The 17,653-nt window shown below is 58.3% G+C and carries 18 protein-coding genes and 2 pseudogenes; 10 read left to right on the top strand and 10 right to left on the bottom strand.

Annotated features, from left to right (window positions below):
* Positions 1-9: 9 nt before the first annotated feature.
* The 3 genes and pseudogenes from FBY04_RS32815 to FBY04_RS21860 form a co-directional block, all read right to left on the bottom strand.
* Positions 10-132, bottom strand: a pseudogene (locus FBY04_RS32815) (metal ABC transporter ATP-binding protein); the annotation flags it as partial.
* A complete protein-coding gene (locus FBY04_RS21865) occupies positions 129-1,274 on the bottom strand; it encodes an MFS transporter (protein ID WP_084317777.1) in 1,146 nt (381 codons plus the stop codon). The pseudogene FBY04_RS32815 and the gene FBY04_RS21865, both read right to left, overlap by 4 nt.
* A gap of 188 nt (positions 1,275-1,462) precedes the next feature.
* A complete protein-coding gene (locus FBY04_RS21860) occupies positions 1,463-2,956 on the bottom strand; it encodes an aldehyde dehydrogenase (protein ID WP_145316833.1) in 1,494 nt (497 codons plus the stop codon).
* 248 nt (positions 2,957-3,204) lie between these two features.
* Between FBY04_RS21860 and FBY04_RS21855 the strand changes: the two genes are divergently transcribed.
* Complete coding sequence (locus FBY04_RS21855) at positions 3,205-3,567, top strand: cupin domain-containing protein (RefSeq protein ID WP_084317775.1); 363 nt, start codon at positions 3,205-3,207, stop codon at positions 3,565-3,567.
* Between the two features lie 180 nt (positions 3,568-3,747).
* Here the strand turns inward: FBY04_RS21855 and rpmG are convergent, their stop codons facing one another.
* Positions 3,748-3,903: a 50S ribosomal protein L33 gene (gene rpmG / locus FBY04_RS21850; protein WP_007894709.1), complete on the bottom strand. Its 156-nt coding sequence runs from the start codon at positions 3,901-3,903 to the stop codon at positions 3,748-3,750.
* A gap of 11 nt (positions 3,904-3,914) precedes the next feature.
* Positions 3,915-4,148, bottom strand: coding sequence for a 50S ribosomal protein L28 (rpmB, locus tag FBY04_RS21845; protein WP_003176907.1), 234 nt, complete (start codon positions 4,146-4,148; stop codon positions 3,915-3,917).
* A 446-nt stretch (positions 4,149-4,594) separates the two neighbouring features.
* On the opposite strand from rpmB, the gene FBY04_RS21840 reads away from it, so the two are divergent.
* Complete coding sequence (locus tag FBY04_RS21840) at positions 4,595-6,181, top strand: ABC transporter substrate-binding protein (RefSeq protein WP_145316831.1); 1,587 nt, start codon at positions 4,595-4,597, stop codon at positions 6,179-6,181.
* A gap of 124 nt (positions 6,182-6,305) precedes the next feature.
* Here FBY04_RS21840 and radC read toward each other — a convergent pair whose 3' ends face one another.
* Complete coding sequence (gene radC / locus FBY04_RS21835) at positions 6,306-6,980, bottom strand: DNA repair protein RadC (protein WP_145316829.1); 675 nt, start codon at positions 6,978-6,980, stop codon at positions 6,306-6,308.
* A gap of 136 nt (positions 6,981-7,116) precedes the next feature.
* On the opposite strand from radC, the gene coaBC reads away from it, so the two are divergent.
* The 7 genes and pseudogenes from coaBC (at position 7,117) to FBY04_RS21790 (ending at position 12,796) form a co-directional block, all read left to right on the top strand.
* The gene (coaBC, locus tag FBY04_RS21830) at positions 7,117-8,325 is read left to right on the top strand and encodes a bifunctional phosphopantothenoylcysteine decarboxylase/phosphopantothenate--cysteine ligase CoaBC (RefSeq protein ID WP_084317772.1); all 1,209 of its coding nucleotides are present in this window, start codon (positions 7,117-7,119) and stop codon (positions 8,323-8,325) included.
* Between the two features lie 5 nt (positions 8,326-8,330).
* Complete coding sequence (gene dut / locus FBY04_RS21825; protein WP_017341480.1) at positions 8,331-8,786, top strand: dUTP diphosphatase; 456 nt, start codon at positions 8,331-8,333, stop codon at positions 8,784-8,786.
* Between the two features lie 348 nt (positions 8,787-9,134).
* Positions 9,135-10,511, top strand: a pseudogene (locus FBY04_RS21810) (phosphomannomutase/phosphoglucomutase); the annotation flags it as partial.
* A 17-nt stretch (positions 10,512-10,528) separates the two neighbouring features.
* The gene (gene argB, locus FBY04_RS21805) at positions 10,529-11,434 is read left to right on the top strand and encodes an acetylglutamate kinase (RefSeq protein WP_084317769.1); all 906 of its coding nucleotides are present in this window, start codon (positions 10,529-10,531) and stop codon (positions 11,432-11,434) included.
* Between the two features lie 189 nt (positions 11,435-11,623).
* Complete coding sequence (locus tag FBY04_RS21800; protein WP_145316825.1) at positions 11,624-11,836, top strand: hypothetical protein; 213 nt, start codon at positions 11,624-11,626, stop codon at positions 11,834-11,836.
* Positions 11,837-11,853: 17 nt separating this feature from the next.
* On the top strand, positions 11,854-12,426 hold the full coding sequence (locus FBY04_RS21795) for a hypothetical protein (protein WP_145316823.1): 573 nt from the start codon (positions 11,854-11,856) through the stop codon (positions 12,424-12,426).
* Positions 12,413-12,796 (top strand): hypothetical protein, encoded by a 384-nt coding sequence (locus tag FBY04_RS21790; RefSeq protein WP_145316821.1) that lies wholly within the window; start codon positions 12,413-12,415, stop codon positions 12,794-12,796. The genes FBY04_RS21795 and FBY04_RS21790 overlap by 14 nt, the downstream gene beginning before the upstream one ends.
* A gap of 149 nt (positions 12,797-12,945) precedes the next feature.
* On the opposite strand, the gene pyrE is transcribed toward FBY04_RS21790, so the two are convergent.
* A complete protein-coding gene (gene pyrE, locus FBY04_RS21785) occupies positions 12,946-13,590 on the bottom strand; it encodes an orotate phosphoribosyltransferase (RefSeq protein ID WP_084317767.1) in 645 nt (214 codons plus the stop codon).
* 82 nt (positions 13,591-13,672) lie between these two features.
* Between pyrE and FBY04_RS21780 the strand changes: the two genes are divergently transcribed.
* Complete coding sequence (locus tag FBY04_RS21780) at positions 13,673-14,452, top strand: exodeoxyribonuclease III (protein ID WP_008030595.1); 780 nt, start codon at positions 13,673-13,675, stop codon at positions 14,450-14,452.
* 69 nt (positions 14,453-14,521) lie between these two features.
* On the opposite strand, the gene gltS is transcribed toward FBY04_RS21780, so the two are convergent.
* From gltS to rph, 3 genes are all read right to left on the bottom strand, one after another.
* Positions 14,522-15,727 (bottom strand): sodium/glutamate symporter, encoded by a 1,206-nt coding sequence (gene gltS / locus FBY04_RS21775; RefSeq protein WP_084317766.1) that lies wholly within the window; start codon positions 15,725-15,727, stop codon positions 14,522-14,524.
* A 533-nt stretch (positions 15,728-16,260) separates the two neighbouring features.
* A complete protein-coding gene (locus FBY04_RS21765; RefSeq protein WP_084317765.1) occupies positions 16,261-16,629 on the bottom strand; it encodes a DUF4870 domain-containing protein in 369 nt (122 codons plus the stop codon).
* A gap of 29 nt (positions 16,630-16,658) precedes the next feature.
* Entirely contained in the window at positions 16,659-17,381 is a 723-nt protein-coding gene (gene rph, locus FBY04_RS21760; protein ID WP_084317764.1) for a ribonuclease PH, read from the bottom strand.
* Positions 17,382-17,653 lie beyond the last annotated feature (272 nt).

The following is a 17,653-nucleotide window of genomic DNA, read 5'->3' as shown; positions in this document are numbered from 1 at the left end:
CACCCTCCCCTGTGGGAGCGGGCTTGCTCGCGAAAGCGGTGTGTCATCCGACGATGATGGCGACTGGCACACCGCTTTCGCGAGCAAGCCCGCTCCCACAGGGGGTCTGGTTGGCTGGCCCCTCGGCGTCAAGCCGGCTCGGCGACCGTACCGAATGCACCTTGGCGTGACAGCAAAATCACCAACCCGAACGCGCCGGCCGCCATCAGCAACGGCAACGCATGCCCGCTGATCCACTGACTGCCAGCCCCGGCAGCCAACGGCCCGACCAGACAACCAATGCCCCACAGCTGCGCGATATGCGCATTGGCGCGCACCAGCGCGTCGTCGCGATAACGTTCACCGATCAGGATCAGTGACAAGGTGAACAACCCCCCGGCACTGGCGCCAAACAGTACCCACAACGGCCAGATCAGCAACGTGTCGATCAACAACGGAATCGCCAGGCTCGAAAGCATCAGCACCACAGCGCAACCGGTGAACAACGTACGTCGCGACAAGCGATCCGCCAGCGCGCCAATCGGCAGTTGCAGCAGGGCATCACCGACCACCACCGTGCTGACCATCGCCAAGGCGATTTCCGTGGTAAAGCCCTGACGCAGACAATAGACCGGCAGCAAGGTCAGGATCATCGCTTCAAACGCGGCGAACAGCGCCACGCCCCAGGCAATCGCCGGCAGTCCTCGACAGAAGCCCCACAAGTCGCTGAAGGTCACGCTGCAGGCTTCACTGGTTGGCGCGCCGCTGCGGCCCAGCAGCAGAAACGGCGCCGCCGTGAGCAGCCCGACGCCGACCCAGAACCCATAATCATGTTCAGTGCCCAAAACGCCCAGCAGCAGCGGCCCGGCCAACTGACTCAGCGCATAGCTGCTGCCATACAGCGCCACCAGGCGCCCACGCCATTGCTCGACCACCAGCTGATTGATCCAGCTTTCGCCAAGAATGAAGACCAGTGTGAGGATCACACCAATCATCAATCGCAGCACCAGCCACACCGGATAGCTCGGCAACAGCGCCAGCAACCCGATGGATACCGCCCCGGCCCACAAGCACAGGCGCATCAGATTGGCCGTGCCGAGACGCGCCGCCAGATGGCTGGAGATTTTCGCACCCAGCAACACACCAATCGCCGGCATCGCGGCCATTACGCCAATGGCAAACGAACCGTAGCCCCAGCCTTCCAGGCGAAACGATACCAGCGGCATGCTGACGCCCAGGGCCAGGCCGACACTCAAGACAGACGCCAACACGGCGAAATAAGTCGCCCAACGCATGTTCCACGCTCCTGTGGATATTATTTTTCAGACAACACAAAACAAATGTGGGAGCGGGCTTGCTCGCGAAGAGGCCATCACATCCAACATCATCGTTGGCTGTTACGGCGCCTTCGCGAGCAAGCCCGCTCCCACAAGGGATCTGCGTCGTTCAGGAGCCCGGATTACCAACGGGCTCCTTCACTGGCTTACAACTTGATCCAGGTCGCCTTCAGCTCGGTGTACTTGTCGAACGCATGCAGCGATTTGTCGCGACCGTTGCCCGACTGCTTGAAGCCACCAAATGGCGCGGTCATGTCGCCGCCGTCGTACTGGTTGACCCACACGCTACCGGCGCGCAGCGCACGGGCGGTCAGATGAGCCTTCGAGATGTCCTTGGTCCACACCGCAGCGGCCAAGCCGTACGGCGTGTCGTTGGCAATCGCGATGGCTTCTTCGGCGGTATCGAAAGCGATGACCGACAACACTGGGCCAAAGATTTCTTCCTGGGCGATTTTCATCGCTTTGCTGACGCCGTCGAAAATCGTCGGTTCAACGTAAGTACCACCGGTTTCCTGCAGCGTACGCTTGCCGCCAGCGACCAGTTTGGCGCCATCGGCGTGGCCGGACTCGATGTAGGACAGCACGGTGTTCATCTGCTGGGTATCGACCAGCGCGCCGACGTTGGTCGCCGGGTCCAGCGGATTGCCCGGCTTCCAGGTTTTCAGAGCCTCGATCACCAGCGGCAGGAAGGTGTCCTTGATCGAACGCTCGACCAGCAGACGCGACCCCGCGGTGCAAACTTCGCCCTGGTTGAAGGCGATGGCACCGGCTGCCGCTTCGGCTGCGGCTTGCAGGTCCGGGGCATCGGCGAACACGATGTTCGGGCTCTTGCCGCCGGCTTCGAGCCAGACGCGTTTCATGTTCGATTCACCGGAATAGATCAGCAATTGCTTGGCGATCTTGGTCGAACCGGTGAACACCAGGGTGTCGACATCGTTGTGCAGGGCCAGGGCCTTGCCGACAGTGTGACCGTAGCCCGGCAACACGTTCAGTACGCCTTTCGGGATGCCGGCTTCAACGGCGAGCGCCGCGATACGGATGGCGGTCAGTGGCGATTTTTCGGACGGCTTGAGGATCACCGAGTTACCGGTAGACAGCGCCGGGCCGAGTTTCCAGCAGGCCATCATCAACGGGAAGTTCCACGGCACGATGGCGCCGACAACGCCGACCGGCTCGCGGGTCACCAGACCCAGCTGATCATGCGGGGTCGCGGCCACTTCGTCGTAGATCTTGTCGATGGCTTCGCCGCTCCAGCTCAAGGCTTGCGCCGCACCGGGAACGTCGATGTACAGGGAATCGCTGATGGGCTTGCCCATGTCGAGGGTTTCAAGCAGGGCCAGCTCTTCGGCGTGCTGTTTCAGCAGGCCGGCAAAACGGATCATGGTGGCTTTGCGTTTGGTCGGCGCCAGGCGCGACCAGACGCCGGAATTGAACGTGGCGCGAGCATTTTCAACAGCGCGCTGGGCATCGGCGGCGTCACAGCTGGCGATCTTGCCCAGCAGACGGCCATCGACCGGACTGATGCACTCGAAGGTCTCGCTGGAGACGGCATCGGTGTATTCGCCATTGATGTAGGCACGGCCTTCGATCTTCAGATCGCGAGCCCGTTGTTCCCAATCGGCACGAGTCAGGGTAGTCATTCGAGTGTCCTCCTCTTATTGAATACGAGCGCCCCGCGTTCTTCGCGGACGTCCCCAGGAATTCTGCCCGGCCAGCCTGCAATTCGGCCGAAGGCAACCGCCACCCTAAACCAGTGGCCGGGGTTGTTTCAATATATTTGACATAAGGTCGGTAAACGGCCTTGCGGTGTTCATTTTAATAAACATAGACTTTGGGCTTTTCTGCACCTTTCCAGCCACTCGCGCCGCAATCACGGGGGATTACAACAATGAGCATCCAGAACATCGTCGACTTCAGCCAGGCCACTACCGAGCCCGAGCGCTACAGACCGGACCAGGCGAAAATCCTGAAGGGCGACCCGGAGCAGGTGGTTTACAACCACTACAACAGCCCGTGCGGCCAATTGAATGCAGGTGTTTGGGAAGGCGCCGTCGGGCAGTGGCATGTGAATTTCACAGAGCACGAATACTGCGAAATCGTCCAAGGCGTTTCGGTGCTGCGTGATAACGATGGCAACAGCAAAACCGTGCGTGCAGGTGATCGCTTCGTGATCCCGGCCGGGTTCCGTGGCACCTGGGAAGTGCTGGAAACGTGCCGCAAGATTTATGTGGCGTTTGAACAGAAGGCTTAAGGATTTTTGTTGTCTGGGCCGACGCTTTCGCGAGCAAGCCCGCTCCCACATTAGACCGCGATCCAATGTGGGAGCGGGCTTGCTCGCGAAGGGGCACTAACAGGCAACACATAACCCGCAGGCAACAAAAAAGGCCCGTATCTCGCGATACGGGCCTTTTTCGTAAGAGGGAAAAATCAATTACTTGATTTTGCCTTCCTTGTAGATCACGTGCTTGCGAACAACCGGATCAAATTTCTTGATCTCGATTTTGTCCGGAGTAGTGCGCTTGTTCTTGTCGGTAGTGTAGAAGTGACCAGTACCGGCGCTCGAAATCAAACGAATCAATTCACGCATGATTAGCTCCCTTAGATCTTGCCAGCGGCGCGGATTTCGGCCAGCACGACAGTGATGCCACGCTTGTCGATGATACGCATGCCTTTGGCAGATACGCGCAGACGCACGAAACGTTTCTCTTCTTCAACCCAGAAGCGGTGATGCTGCAGGTTCGGCAGGAAACGACGACGGGTTTTGTTGTTTGCGTGGGAAATGTTATTCCCAGTCACCGGACCCTTACCGGTAACTTGACATACTCTCGACATGCCTCAGCCCTCTAAAACCACATGCCCAACCCGGCATGGGTTGGCCGCTTAATCTCTCAGTCATTTGGCGCCAGGCGCCGCGTTTCTTTAGAGGTCTTACCGGCTACACCTACAGTGAAGGAACCGGGCCCCTAGAAAAGAGCGCTGCTTTATACCAGAAAGACTAGAGAGCAACAACATTCCGTGTGCACAGGCTTGATAAAAACCCTGCTTTTCTGGCTCCGAGTGCCTTGGATAAAGGCTATCGTCGATAAAGACCACTCGTCGCAGAAAATCGGCCAACCGGCCAATTCAGGGTTTTCCGCAGGCAGCGTTCACCGAAAACGATCGCACATAGTCCTCTTAAATTGAAAAAGGGGATAGTCATTTGCAAAAGAGCCCACTAGGGTAAGCCTTTTCCAGACTGCACTTGCAGATGGGCCTTCGTTCTGTAAAGGAATCCGACCATGCGCCTCGCTGCCCTACCGCTGTTGCTCGCCCCGCTTCTACTGAGCCCGCTCGCCCATGCTGCCGCCCTGAGCGTCTGCACCGAGGCCAGCCCGGAAGGGTTCGACGTGGTGCAATACAACTCGCTGACCACCACCAACGCCTCGGCCGACGTGCTGATGAACCGTTTGGTGGACTTCGACACGGCCAGCGGCAAAGTGGTCGCCGGCCTCGCGGACAGCTGGGAAGTCACCCCTGACGGCCTGACCTACGTGTTCAAGCTGCATCCGCAGGTGAAATTTCACCACACCGAATATTTCAGCCCGACGCGCGACCTGACCGCCGAAGACGTGAAATTCAGCTTCGACCGCATGCTCGACCCGGCCAACCCTTGGCACAAAGTGGCGCAGAGCGGCTTCCCGCACGCGCAATCGATGCAGTTGCCGGCGCTGATCAAGAAGATCGACGCGCTGGACCCGCTGACCGTGCGCTTCACCCTCGATCACCCGGACTCGACGTTCCTGCCGACCCTGAGCATGGGCTTCGCCTCGATCTACTCCGCCGAATACACCGACAAACTGCTGAAGGCCGGCACCCCGGAGAAGCTCAACAGCCAGCCGATCGGTACCGGCCCCTTTGTGTTCATGCGATTCCAGAAAGACGCTTCGATTCGCTACAAGGCCAACCCGGACTACTTCCGCGGCAAGCCTTCGGTGGACCCGCTGATCTTCGCCATCACCCCGGACGCCAACGTGCGCTTGCAGAAACTGCGCCGCAACGAGTGTCAGATCGCTCTGTCGCCCAAGCCACTGGACGTACAAGCCGCACTGAAAGAACCGACGTTGAAAGTGGAAAAGACCGACGCGTTCATGACTGCGTTCGTCGCCATCAACAGCCAGCATCCACCGCTGGACAAGCCTGAGGTGCGGCAAGCCATCAATCTCGCGTTTGACAAGGCCAGCTATGTCAAAGCCGTGTTCGAAGACACCGCCGAACCTGCCAACGGCCCATACCCGCCTAATACCTGGAGTTACGCCAAAGGCTTGCCCGGTTATACGTACGACGTTGAAAAGGCCAAGGCACTCATGGCTAAAGCCGGACTCAAGGACGGTTTCCAGACCACCATCTGGACCCGTCCTACCGGCAGCCTGCTGAACCCGAATCCAAGCCTCGGCGCGCAGATGCTGCAATCGGATCTCGCAGAGATCGGCATTCAAGCCGAGATACGCGTGATCGAATGGGGCGAAGTGATCCGTCGCGCCAAGGCCGGTGAACATGACCTGCTGTTCATGGGCTGGGCCGGCGACAATGGCGATCCGGACAACTTCCTCACACCGCAGTTTTCCTGTGCCGCGGTCAAGCCGGGCACCAACTTCGCCCGTTACTGCAACCAGGATCTGGACAAGCTGATCAGCGCCGGCAAGACCACGTCCGAGCAGGGTGTACGCACCAAGCTTTATGAACAGGCGCAGGCGCAGATTCAGCAGCAGGCGCTGTGGTTGCCGCTGGCCCACCCGACTGCCTTCGCGCTGATGCGCAAAGAAGTCGAGGGCTACGCGGTGAGCCCCTTCGGTCGTCAGGACTACTCCAAGGTCAACCTCAAGTAGCTGCCTCACCACAAAACCCTGTAGGAGCCGGCTTGCTGGCGATGGCGTCACCGCGGTTAATCAGCCACACCGCGTTGTCCGGATCGCCAGCAAGCCGGCTCCTACAGAGTGAGCGTTTATCCCGTCACATCCACCCATATTCAGCCATCGACAGCGGATCTCCGTCACCGATGATGAAATGGTCGAGTATTCGCACATCGATCAGGTCCAGCGCATCCTGGAGGCGCTTGGTCAATTTTCGATCAGCTTGGCTGGGGTCGGGATTGCCTGACGGATGATTATGGCAAAGGATCAAAGCTGCGGCGTTATGGGCCAAAGCGCGCTTGACCACCTGACGCGGATAAACGCTGGTGCAGTCGATAGAACCACGAAACAGTGATTCAAACGCCAGAACTCGATGCTTCGAGTCCAGAAACAGGCAGCCAAATACCTCATGAGGCTCGTGTCGCAGCATCGACTTGAGGTAATCACGCACAACCAGCGGATTCTCCAACACTGAACTGTGGCGCAAGCGTTCAGCCAGATGCCGACGGGCCATTTCCAACACCGCCCGCAACTGAGCGAATTTCGCCGGACCGAGCCCTAATTGCCTGCTGAATGTTGCTTGATCGGCTTCCAGCAGCGAACGCAGGCTGCCAAATTGACTCAATAAATGCCGCGCCAGATCCACCGCACTTTTGCCGGCCACCCCGGTGCGTAAAAATATCGCCAGCAGCTCTGCGTCCGAAAGGCTGGCCGAGCCCAACTCCAATAGCCTCTCCCGCGGCCGCTCGGCCGCCGGCCAATCCCGAATACTCATAACACCTCCCTGGTCTGTGGGCGCCGCTGTTCCGTAGCGGTCGCTGTGATATCGTAGCCCATCTTTTTTGCGGGCGATTTCACTCCTGGGGAGGGGGGTTCGCTACGCAGTCATCAACGAAATGAAAGGCAGACCTATGCAGCGGCTGTATCGGAAACGCATCGTTCTGGGCGTCGGCGGCGGCATTGCTGCCTACAAGAGCGCCGATCTGGTTCGCCGCCTGATCGACCAGGGCGCCGAAGTGCGCGTGGTCATGACCCGTGGCGGCGCAGAGTTCATCACCCCGCTGACCATGCAGGCGTTGTCCGGCCACCCGGTTCATCTGGACCTGCTGGACCCGGCAGCCGAAGCCGCAATGGGCCACATCGAACTGGCCAAGTGGGCCGACATGGTGCTGATCGCCCCCGCCACTGCGGACCTGATCGCTCGTCTGGCCCAAGGCATTGCCGACGATCTGCTGACCACGCTGGTGCTGGCCACCGACGCCGTGGTTGCCGTTGCCCCGGCAATGAACCAGGCCATGTGGCGCGATCCGGCGACCCAAGCCAACCTGCAAACCCTTGAAAGCCGCGGCATCAAAGCCTTTGGCCCGGCCTCCGGCAGCCAGGCCTGCGGTGACGTTGGCCTGGGCCGCATGCTCGAAGCCGTCGAACTGGCCCAGTGCGCGGCAGACTGCTTCCAGCGTAAGGCACTGACCGGCAAACACGTGCTGATCACCGCCGGCCCGACCCAGGAAAACATCGACCCGGTGCGCTACATCACCAACCACAGCTCCGGAAAAATGGGCTTTGCCCTGGCCGAAGCGGCGGTTGAAGCCGGCGCCCGTGTCACCCTGATCACCGGCCCGGTGCACCTGCCGACCCCGGATCGCGTCACGCGCATCGACGTGGTCAGCGCCCGCGACATGCTGGCCGCCTGCGAAGCCGCGATCCCTTGCGACCTGTTCATTGCCTCCGCAGCGGTCGCGGACTACCGCCCGGAAGTCGTTGCCCCACAGAAACTCAAGAAAGACCCTACGAACGGCGACGGCTTGTTGCTACAAATGGTGCGCAACCCAGACATCCTCGCCACCATTGCCACACGCCCCGACCGTCCGTTCAGTGTCGGTTTCGCCGCCGAAACCGAACACCTGCTCGACTACGCTGCGCGCAAGTTGAAAGACAAGAACCTCGATTTGATCGTCGCCAACGACGTCGCCAACCCGAGCATTGGCTTCAACAGCGAAGAAAACGCCTGCAGCGTGATCGACCGCGAGCTACACGCCACACTTTTCGCCCAGACCAGCAAGAGCAAGATTGCTCGCCAGCTGATCACTTTTATCGCCGAACGTCTGAACCAGGTTTAATTTACATGCACGCTTTGCAAGCCAAGATCCTCGACCCCCGCATCGGTACCGAATTTCCGCTGCCGCAGTACGCCACGCCAGGCTCCGCCGGCCTCGACCTGCGCGCCATGCTGGAAAAAGACACCGTGATCAAGCCGGGTGAAACCGTGCTGATCCCGACCGGTCTGTCCGTTTACATCGGCGATCCAGGTTTGGCCGCGCTGATTCTGCCGCGCTCCGGCCTGGGCCATAAGCACGGCATCGTGCTGGGCAACCTGGTCGGCCTGATCGACTCCGATTACCAGGGCCCGCTGATGGTGTCGTGCTGGAACCGTGGCCAGACCGATTTCAACATGGTGGTCGGCGAGCGTTTGGCCCAACTGGTTTTGGTTCCCGTGGTTCAAGCGCACTTCGAGATGGTCGAAGAATTCGTTGAAACCCAACGCGGCACGGGCGGTTTCGGCCACTCCGGCAGCCATTGATCCGATAGATGTCCTCCCTGCAGGAGCTGCCGAAGGCTGCGATCTTTTGATCTTGGAATCGAAAATCAAAAGATCGCAGCCTTCGGCAGCTCCTGCAGGGAAAGCGGGAGCCAAGCGCTCTCGCGACAAATTGCACAGCCGTCATCTGGAAGGTTTACTACTGGAAAACAAGGCATTGGCCCGTCAAATGCTAAGTGAAACCGGTGTCATGGCCTTTTCGCACCACGAACTCTCTGTGGAAAACGCCGTCATACCCTTCAGTTCGAACCCGCCGAAGCGTTCTTCGCGTGCAGGTCCAGCCACTTTCGAGATGGAGCATTCCTACAGATGAACACCCCAGCCCAAGTCGCACCCACGTTTCCCGACAGCATTTTCCGCGCCTATGACATTCGCGGTACCGTCCCGGAATTTCTGAACGCTGAGACCGCTTACTGGCTCGGTCGCGCCATCGGCGCCCAAAGCCTGGCCCAGGACGAACCCAACGTCTCTGTTGGCCGCGACGGCCGCCTGTCCGGCCCGGAGCTGGTCGAGCAACTGATCAAAGGCTTGGCCGACGCCGGTTGCCATGTCAGTGATGTGGGCCTGGTGCCAACGCCGGCGCTGTATTACGCCGCGAACGTACTGGCCGGCAAATCGGGCGTGATGCTGACCGGCAGCCACAACCCGTCGAACTACAACGGTTTCAAGATCGTCATCGCCGGCGATACCTTGGCCAACGAACAAATCCAGGCCTTGCACGACCGCCTCAAGACCAACAACCTGAGCAGTGGCAAGGGCAGCATCACCAAAGTAGAAATCCTTGACCGCTACAACACAGAAATCGTCCAGGACATCAAACTCGCTCGTCGCCTCAAAGTCGTGGTCGACTGCGGCAACGGCGCGGCCGGCGTGATCGCCCCACAACTGATCGAAGCGCTGAACTGCGAAGTCATCCCGCTGTTCTGCGACGTCGACGGCAACTTCCCGAACCACCACCCGGACCCGGGCAAGCCTGAAAACCTTGTCGACCTGATCGCCAAGGTCAAGGAAACCAACGCCGACATCGGCCTGGCCTTTGACGGCGACGGCGACCGCGTTGGCGTGGTGACCAACACCGGCAGCATCGTCTATCCGGACCGCCTGCTGATGCTGTTCGCCCGTGACGTGGTGGCGCGCAACCCGGACGCGGAAATCATCTTCGACGTCAAATGCACCCGTCGCCTGACGCCGCTGATCAAGGAATACGGCGGTCGCCCGTTAATGTGGAAGACCGGTCACTCGTTGATCAAAAAGAAAATGAAACAGACCGGTGCGCTGTTGGCCGGCGAAATGAGTGGGCACATTTTCTTCAAGGAACGCTGGTTCGGTTTCGACGATGGCATTTACAGCGCCGCACGGCTGCTGGAAATCCTCAGCAAGGAAAAATCCACCGCGGAAGAGCTGTTTGCGACCTTCCCGAATGATATTTCTACGCCGGAAATCAATATCCATGTGACCGAAGAGAGCAAATTCAGCATCATTGATGCATTGCACGACGCGAAGTGGGGCGAAGGCGCCGACCTGACCACCATCGACGGCGTGCGAGTCGACTATGCCAAAGGCTGGGGCCTGGTGCGCGCGTCCAACACCACACCGGTGCTGGTGCTGCGCTTCGAGGCCGATGACGAGGCTGAATTGCAGCGCATCAAGGACGTTTTCAAAGTCCAGTTGAAGCGTGTTGCACCTGATCTCCAACTACCGTTCTGATTCACCCGGAGCCCTGAATGACCCTCGAACGCGAAGCCGCCGCCAACACCGCCAAGGTCCTGTCCGAAGCGCTGCCTTACATCCGCCGCTATGTCGGCAAGACGCTGGTGATCAAATACGGCGGCAACGCGATGGAAAGCGAGGAGCTGAAAACCGGCTTCGCCCGCGACATCGTGCTGATGAAAGCCGTCGGGATTAACCCGGTGGTGGTTCACGGCGGCGGCCCGCAAATCGGCGACTTGCTCAAACGACTGTCGATCGAGAGTCACTTCATCGATGGCATGCGCGTGACTGACGCGCAGACCATGGACGTGGTGGAAATGGTCCTCGGCGGCCAGGTGAACAAGGACATCGTCAACCTGATCAACCGTCATGGCGGCAGCGCCATCGGCCTGACCGGTAAAGACGCCGGGCTGATTCGTGCGAAAAAACTGACCGTCACCCGCCAGACCCCGGAGATGACCCAACCGGAAATCATCGACATCGGTCAGGTGGGCGAAGTGGTCGGGATCAACACCGAGCTGCTGAACCTGCTGGTCAAAGGCAACTTCATCCCGGTGATCGCGCCAATCGGCGTCGGCGAGAACGGCGAGTCGTACAACATCAATGCTGACCTGGTGGCCGGCAAGGTCGCCGAAGCGCTGAAAGCCGAGAAGCTGATGCTGCTGACCAACATCGCCGGCCTGATGGACAAGTCGGGCACGGTCCTGACCGGCCTGAGTACCCAGCAAGTCGACGACCTGATTGCCGACGGTACGATCTACGGCGGCATGCTGCCCAAGATCCGTTGCGCGCTGGAGGCGGTTCAGGGCGGCGTGGGCAGCTCGTTGATCATCGATGGTCGGGTGCCGAATGCGATTCTGCTGGAAATCTTCACCGACACCGGCGTTGGTACTTTGATCAGTAACCGCAAGCGTCACTGATTCAAGAACGTCAAAGATCGCAGCCTTCAGCAGCACCTACGGATGTAAGAATATTCCGTAGGAGCTGACGAAGCCTGCGATCTTTTTTATGCGCGCAGGAAATGCCTGACCTGATTAAGCGAAACTTCCGACATCCCGCCAGCATCCATCCGCTTAGGATCTTCCGTGAATCCACTGGAGATCATCCCCATGCAAAAAGACCACGTCCCCTACGGCAGCGATGTATCAGCAGGCACTTACGAGTGCGCAGACTGCGGACGCGAATACACCAATCAGTCGAAGACTTCACTTCCGCCGTGCCCGGACTTCAAACCAGACACCCACACCCTCAATGGCTGGAAAATCCTGACAGGCCAAGGTGACGCCGTCGAAGATCCGTACCCGAGCGAGCCGTCCAAGTAACCACGGGAGACTGAACCATGCAGATCTCGTTCACGATCGACGCCCAGGCTTTCGAACAGGAGCAAAAGGAACCGGTCAAAAAGACGCTGAAGATTTCAGACAATGAAATCGCTCATGCCCTACAGCGTATCGCCAAGGCAAGCCTGACCGAATACTTGAAAATGCTGGTAGAAGGCGGCATGCCCAGCCGCGCCGATGAAGCGAAACAAGACCGCTTGCTGTACTTGATTCAAAGCTACTTCGGGCAAACCCTGCCGACCGAATCGCAGATATCGACGATTTTCCAGCTGACCCAAAGCCAAAGCAAAACTCTGCTGAAAAACACGGTTTCGCGCTTTCGCAATCAACTGGACGAGATTCTGCAGCACAGCATGCGTACCGTGATCGAATCTGCAGAACACGCGCAGACGGTATATCTGGTGGTGATCAGTTCTGACGTTATTCGCGATGAGCTGAACATGCTGATCACACAGAACGAGCCGACCTTCAAACCCATCATCAAACGTAAAGGCAGTGCCGGGCAGTTCGAGATCAGCGAAGACTCTCACGCGCTGTTGTGCCAGACACTGGGCCTGAATGCCGTTCAGTGACGTCGTCGCGGTCAGTGGCTTGCTGCTGACCCTGACCACCTTCATGTTCAACCTGGCGTGGCCGAGGCTGCATGAAGCGTTGGCGCTAGATGAAAGCCAACCTGGCTCGCTCGCCAGAAAACGCAGTCGGAAAAAGGTAGTGAATGTTTTGTTCGGCTGCGCCCTCCCCCTGTCCAGCGCCTTCCTGGCGCTGTTTTACGTCAACTTGCCTGCCGCCGTGAAAATCATGGGCAGCAGCACGCTGGACCTTTGGGACTTCGACGTGGATTGCACGCTTTATGTGATGGTCGTCGTGGCTTTGCTGGCGTTTATGTTGGTCAACCTGAAATTGGCCTTCCAACTCGCTCTCAAATGGAGAAACCTGCGATAACGAGACACTGCTTACAAAAAGGCCCCTCCGGATGATCCAGAGAGGCCTTTTTTGTGCGCAAACACTTTGTAGGAGCCGGCTTGCTGGCGAAGGCGCCGCGCCTGAAACACCGCGTCGCAATAATCGCCAGCAAGCCGGCTCCTACAGAATTAGACGCCGAATTGGGCGCGGTAGGCTTCTACGGCTGGCAGGTGCTGCTTGAGCTGCGGATCGTCAGCCAGGAATTCCAGCACCTGATTCAGCGAAACAATGCTGATCACCGGAATGCCGAAGTCACGCTCCACTTCCTGGATCGCCGACAACTCGCCGTTGCCACGCTCTTGACGGTTCAGGGCGATCAGCACGCCCGCCGCCTTGGCGCCTTCCTGGGAAGCGATAATCTGCATCACTTCGCGGATCGCAGTGCCAGCGGTGATCACGTCATCGATGATCAGCACTTCGCCGGTCAATGGCGCGCCAACCAGGCTGCCGCCTTCGCCATGGGCCTTGGCCTCTTTACGGTTGAAGCACCATGGCAAATCACGGTTGTGATGCTCAGCCAAAGCCACTGCTGTCGTCGCCGCCAACGGAATGCCTTTGTAGGCCGGGCCGAACAGAACGTCGAACGAAATGCCGCTTTCGACGATGGCCGCCGCATAGAATCGACCCAGCTGCGCCAGGGCGGAACCCGAGTTGAACAGGCCGGCATTGAAGAAGTATGGACTGGTGCGCCCGGACTTCAGGGTGAACTCACCGAAGCGCAAAACGCCGCGATCGATGGCAAAACGAATGAAATCGCGCTGATACGCTTGCATGAAAAAAACCCCAAATACCACGGATTTAGCTAATTAGGTTGACGCCGTGTATCATACACGCACGCGATTTTTGGGGCCATTTATGCGGATCATCAGTGTGAACGTCAATGGTATTCAGGCTGCAGTGGAGCGAGGTTTGCTCAGTTGGCTGCAAGCACAGAATGCCGACGTCATCTGCCTGCAGGACACCCGCGCCTCCGCCTTTGAACTGGACGATCCAGCTTTCCAACTGGATGGCTACTTCCTTTATGCCTGCGAAGCCGAAGTTCCCGCCCAAGGTGGCGTGGCTTTGTATTCGCGGCTGCAACCGAAGGCAGTCATCAGCGGTCTCGGCTTCGAGACAGCCGACCGCTACGGGCGCTACCTGCAAGCCGATTTCGACAAGGTCAGCATCGCGACCTTGCTGCTCCCTTCGGGGCAGAACGGCGATGAAGACTTGAACCAGAAGTTCAAGCTAATGGACGACTTCGCCCGTTATCTGGATAAACAGCGGCGCAAACGTCGCGAGTACATTTACTGTGGCTCGCTGTACGTGGCGCAACAGAAGCTGGATATCAAGAACTGGCGCGACAGCCAGCAATCCCCGGGCTTCCTGGCACCTGAGCGTGCCTGGATGGACGAGATTGTCGGTAACATGGGTTATGTCGATGCCCTGCGCGAAGTGAGCCGTGAAGGTGACCAGTACAGCTGGTGGCCGGACAACGAACAGGCTGAGATGCTCAACCTGGGCTGGCGCTTCGATTACCAGATACTGACCCCGGGCCTGCGCCGCTTTGTACGCAGTGCGCGCTTGCCACGTCAGCCACGGTTCTCGCAGCATGCTCCGCTGATCGTGGATTATGACTGGACGCTGACCATTTAATTTGTACTGGTCAGTTAAAGAAAATGCCCGTATCGCAAGATACGGGCATTTTTCTTATGGACTATCCCCTCAAGCAGCAGCGAAAAACGGTAGTGCAAGGTACAACTTGATCACGACGACATTAATGATGTCGATGAAGAAAGCACCCACCATTGGCACCACCAGGAACGCTATCTGCGAAGGTCCGTAACGTTGTGTCACCGCTTGCATGTTGGCAATGGCAGTTGGTGTTGCACCCAGTCCGAAACCGCAGTGCCCTGCCGCCAGAACCGCCGCGTCGTAGTTGCTGCCCATCATTCTGAAGGTCACGAAAATCGCGAATAGCGCCATGACCAACGCTTGCGCAGCCAGGATGATGAAGATCGGCAAAGCCAGAGCTGCCAGATCCCACAGCTTGAGCGACATCAGGGCGATCGCCAGAAACAGCGATAAGCTGACATTCCCCAACACGGAAACTTCACGCTCAAACACCTGATACAAGCCAAGCGCTGAAAGCCCGTTCCGTAAAATCACCCCCACGAACAAGACGCAAACGAACGTCGGCAGCTCAAGTGCAGTTCCGTGAAGCTGGCCATTCAAGAGGGAGCCAGCCATCAGACTGACGGCGATCAGGGCGAGTGTCTCGATAAACGAAAATGGCGTGATCGAGCGCTCTTTGTTGGGCTGTTCAAAGCCCTTCGGCAGCCTCGGCTTGTCTTGCTCAAGGCCGGGCGCCTGGACGCGCTTGATTAGCAAGCGAGCGACCGGACCACCAATCAAACCACCCAGCACCAAGCCAAAGGTCGCAGAGGCCAGAGCGAGTTCAGAGGCGGAAGCCAGACCGTACTTTTCACTGAACGTCGATCCCCACGCAGCGCCTGTACCGTGACCGCCAGACAATGTAATCGAACCCGTCAACAAGCCCATCAACGGATCAAGCCCCAACGCCGTCGCCAGCCCAATGCCCATGGCATTCTGAACCACCAAAAGCCCGATGACTGCCAGCAGGAAAATCCCGACTACGCGTCCGCCCTTCTTCAGACTTGCGAAATCTGCACTCAAGCCAATGGTGGCAAAAAAAGCCAGCATCAAGGGCGTCTGCAGGGAAGTATCAAAGCGGACTTCAATATCCAGCCCCCGCAACGCCAAGAGAACCAGGGCGACGACAAGACCACCGGCTACTGGCTCAGGGATATTGTAGGCACGTAAAAAACCAACTCGTGCAACCAGCCCGCGCCCCAGTAACAGCACTAACGAGGCGGCCACAAGTGTTCCGTAAAAATCGAGCTGAATCATAGGCATTGTTCTTTGATATGTATTCAGGGGCGAACTTTTTACCTGGACACGCCACTTGAACAGGTTGATCTTCTCAACACTGACTTGCTTTAAATTCAAGGACCTTCAATGGTCTGAATATATCGAAATATTTCTGAAGGAATATTACTTGGGGCAACTTTATCAACCGCGAAGTCTCATTGCCAAGCTCATACACCGCGCTGAGGCTGTGTAGTTGTGACTAGACGTGTAGGAAAAAATTGTACAAGTGAGAATCTGAACAGTGGCTTAGGCTGTCAGGCATTCAGCTTTTAGGGCGAGGGAAAGTTCTAACTTTTAAAAAGAAAATTCCTACAAGGCAGGGTAATTAATTACAAGTTTCGGTGAACTGCGTTTTGCACAAAGCCTGATGACTGTCGATATTGTCATGCGCACTGATACTTCAATGTGGGAGCGGGCTTGCTCGCGAAAACGGTGTGTCATCCGACGACGATGTCGACTGACATACCGCTTTCGCGAGCAAGCCCGCTCCCACACGAGTTACACACTGCTCGCTACTTGATCAACCGCCACGTGAACGGATACCGGTACGGCACACCCTCATTGGCTTTCACGCCCGCAATGATCGTCAACACCAACGCACCAATCGCCACCAGACCAAACAGGAAAAACCCGATGATCACCACCATCAGCAAGAAGCAGATGGCGGAGGCAATGGCGACGGTGATCTGGAAGTTCAGCGCCTCCTTGCCCTGCGCATCGACAAACGGGTCCATCTCGCGCTTCATCTGCCAGAGAATCAGCGGGCCGATCAGCGTACCGAACGGAATCCATATCCCCAGCAAGGCGGACAGGTGACAAAACATCGCCCACTGCCGAACTTCTTTGCTCGGGACGGGAAGCAGCTCTTGCTCGTCACTCATGATGTCCTCCTTGCCTGGATTGGTTCCGGTCAGTCGGCCAGTGCAGCCTTCTGCAGTTCGAAGATTTCGCTCATGCCTTTCTTCGCCAATTCCAGCATAGCGGTCAACTCTTCAGGCTGGAACGGCGCGCCTTCGGCAGTGCCCTGGACTTCGATGAAGCCACCGGTGCTGGTCATGACCACGTTCAGGTCGGTCTCGGCAGCCGAGTCTTCCAGGTAGTCGAGGTCGAGCACAGGTTCGCCCTGATACATGCCGACCGAAACGGCCGCGATCATTTGCTTGAGCGGGTCGCCACCTTTCAGGCCGCCACGCTTCTTGATCACTTTCAAGGCGTCGACCAGCGCAACCATGGCGCCGGTGATGGACGCGGTGCGGGTGCCGCCATCTGCCTGGATCACATCGCAGTCGACGTACAGGGTGACGTCGCCCAGCTTGGACATGTCCAGCGAAGCGCGCAGCGAACGACCGATCAGACGCTGGATTTCCAGGGTCCGGCCGCCTTGCTTGCCGCGACTTGCTTCACGCTGGTTACGCTCGCCGGTGGCGCGCGGCAGCATGCCGTATTCGGCAGTCAACCAACCCTGGCCCTGGCCTTTGAGGAAACGCGGTACGCCGTTTTCGACGCTGACGGTGCAGATGACTTTGGTATCACCGAACTCGACCAGTACGGATCCCTCGGCGTGTTTGGTGTAGTTGCGGGTAATGCGGATCGAGCGGAGCTGATCGGCAGCGCGACCACTTGGACGTTTCATAGGGAATACCTGTACGGGGGACGGAAAACTGCCGAGCATTATAGAGCCGCGCGTCGAGCCTGGGCACTTCTAAAAAATCCGCCCGACGATTGAAGGCCCTGGCTTGAGCCTGGAACAGCGCCTAACCGACGGCCTGCAGCCCTTTGTCACACCGTGTGTTTGGGCGCATCCGCCCCACTGCGCTACAATCCTGCGCCTTTGCTGCCTCTTGGCTTTAATTCATCTAGATCGGGTCTGCGAAACCTTTGGTAACGCATGAACCTGCATTGCGA

It is taken from the genome of Pseudomonas sp. SJZ080, assembly GCF_007828295.1.
GTDB lineage: Bacteria > Pseudomonadota > Gammaproteobacteria > Pseudomonadales > Pseudomonadaceae > Aquipseudomonas > Aquipseudomonas migulae_A.
Note: the sequence above shows the minus strand (reverse complement) of the source record. Positions and strands in the feature narration are given on the sequence as shown.

Excerpts from the sequence above, each read along its gene's own strand:
- pyrE (WP_084317767.1), bottom strand. The coding sequence starts at position 13,590 with ATGCAAGCGTATCAGCGCGATTTCATTCGTTTTGCCATCGATCGCGGC.
- FBY04_RS21765 (WP_084317765.1), bottom strand. The coding sequence starts at position 16,629 with ATGAGTGACGAGCAAGAGCTGCTTCCCGTCCCGAGCAAAGAAGTTCGG.
- argB (WP_084317769.1), top strand. The coding sequence starts at position 10,529 with ATGACCCTCGAACGCGAAGCCGCCGCCAACACCGCCAAGGTCCTGTCC.
- radC (WP_145316829.1), bottom strand. The coding sequence starts at position 6,980 with ATGAGTATTCGGGATTGGCCGGCGGCCGAGCGGCCGCGGGAGAGGCTA.
- gltS (WP_084317766.1), bottom strand. The coding sequence starts at position 15,727 with ATGATTCAGCTCGATTTTTACGGAACACTTGTGGCCGCCTCGTTAGTG.
- FBY04_RS21840 (WP_145316831.1), top strand. The coding sequence starts at position 4,595 with ATGCGCCTCGCTGCCCTACCGCTGTTGCTCGCCCCGCTTCTACTGAGC.
- FBY04_RS21780 (WP_008030595.1), top strand. The coding sequence starts at position 13,673 with ATGCGGATCATCAGTGTGAACGTCAATGGTATTCAGGCTGCAGTGGAG.
- FBY04_RS21865 (WP_084317777.1), bottom strand. The coding sequence starts at position 1,274 with ATGCGTTGGGCGACTTATTTCGCCGTGTTGGCGTCTGTCTTGAGTGTC.
- rpmG (WP_007894709.1), bottom strand. The coding sequence starts at position 3,903 with ATGCGTGAATTGATTCGTTTGATTTCGAGCGCCGGTACTGGTCACTTC.
- FBY04_RS21860 (WP_145316833.1), bottom strand. The coding sequence starts at position 2,956 with ATGACTACCCTGACTCGTGCCGATTGGGAACAACGGGCTCGCGATCTG.
- FBY04_RS21855 (WP_084317775.1), top strand. The coding sequence starts at position 3,205 with ATGAGCATCCAGAACATCGTCGACTTCAGCCAGGCCACTACCGAGCCC.
- dut (WP_017341480.1), top strand. The coding sequence starts at position 8,331 with ATGCACGCTTTGCAAGCCAAGATCCTCGACCCCCGCATCGGTACCGAA.
- FBY04_RS21790 (WP_145316821.1), top strand. The coding sequence starts at position 12,413 with ATGCCGTTCAGTGACGTCGTCGCGGTCAGTGGCTTGCTGCTGACCCTG.
- FBY04_RS21795 (WP_145316823.1), top strand. The coding sequence starts at position 11,854 with ATGCAGATCTCGTTCACGATCGACGCCCAGGCTTTCGAACAGGAGCAA.
- rph (WP_084317764.1), bottom strand. The coding sequence starts at position 17,381 with ATGAAACGTCCAAGTGGTCGCGCTGCCGATCAGCTCCGCTCGATCCGC.
- coaBC (WP_084317772.1), top strand. The coding sequence starts at position 7,117 with ATGCAGCGGCTGTATCGGAAACGCATCGTTCTGGGCGTCGGCGGCGGC.
- rpmB (WP_003176907.1), bottom strand. The coding sequence starts at position 4,148 with ATGTCGAGAGTATGTCAAGTTACCGGTAAGGGTCCGGTGACTGGGAAT.
- FBY04_RS21800 (WP_145316825.1), top strand. The coding sequence starts at position 11,624 with ATGCAAAAAGACCACGTCCCCTACGGCAGCGATGTATCAGCAGGCACT.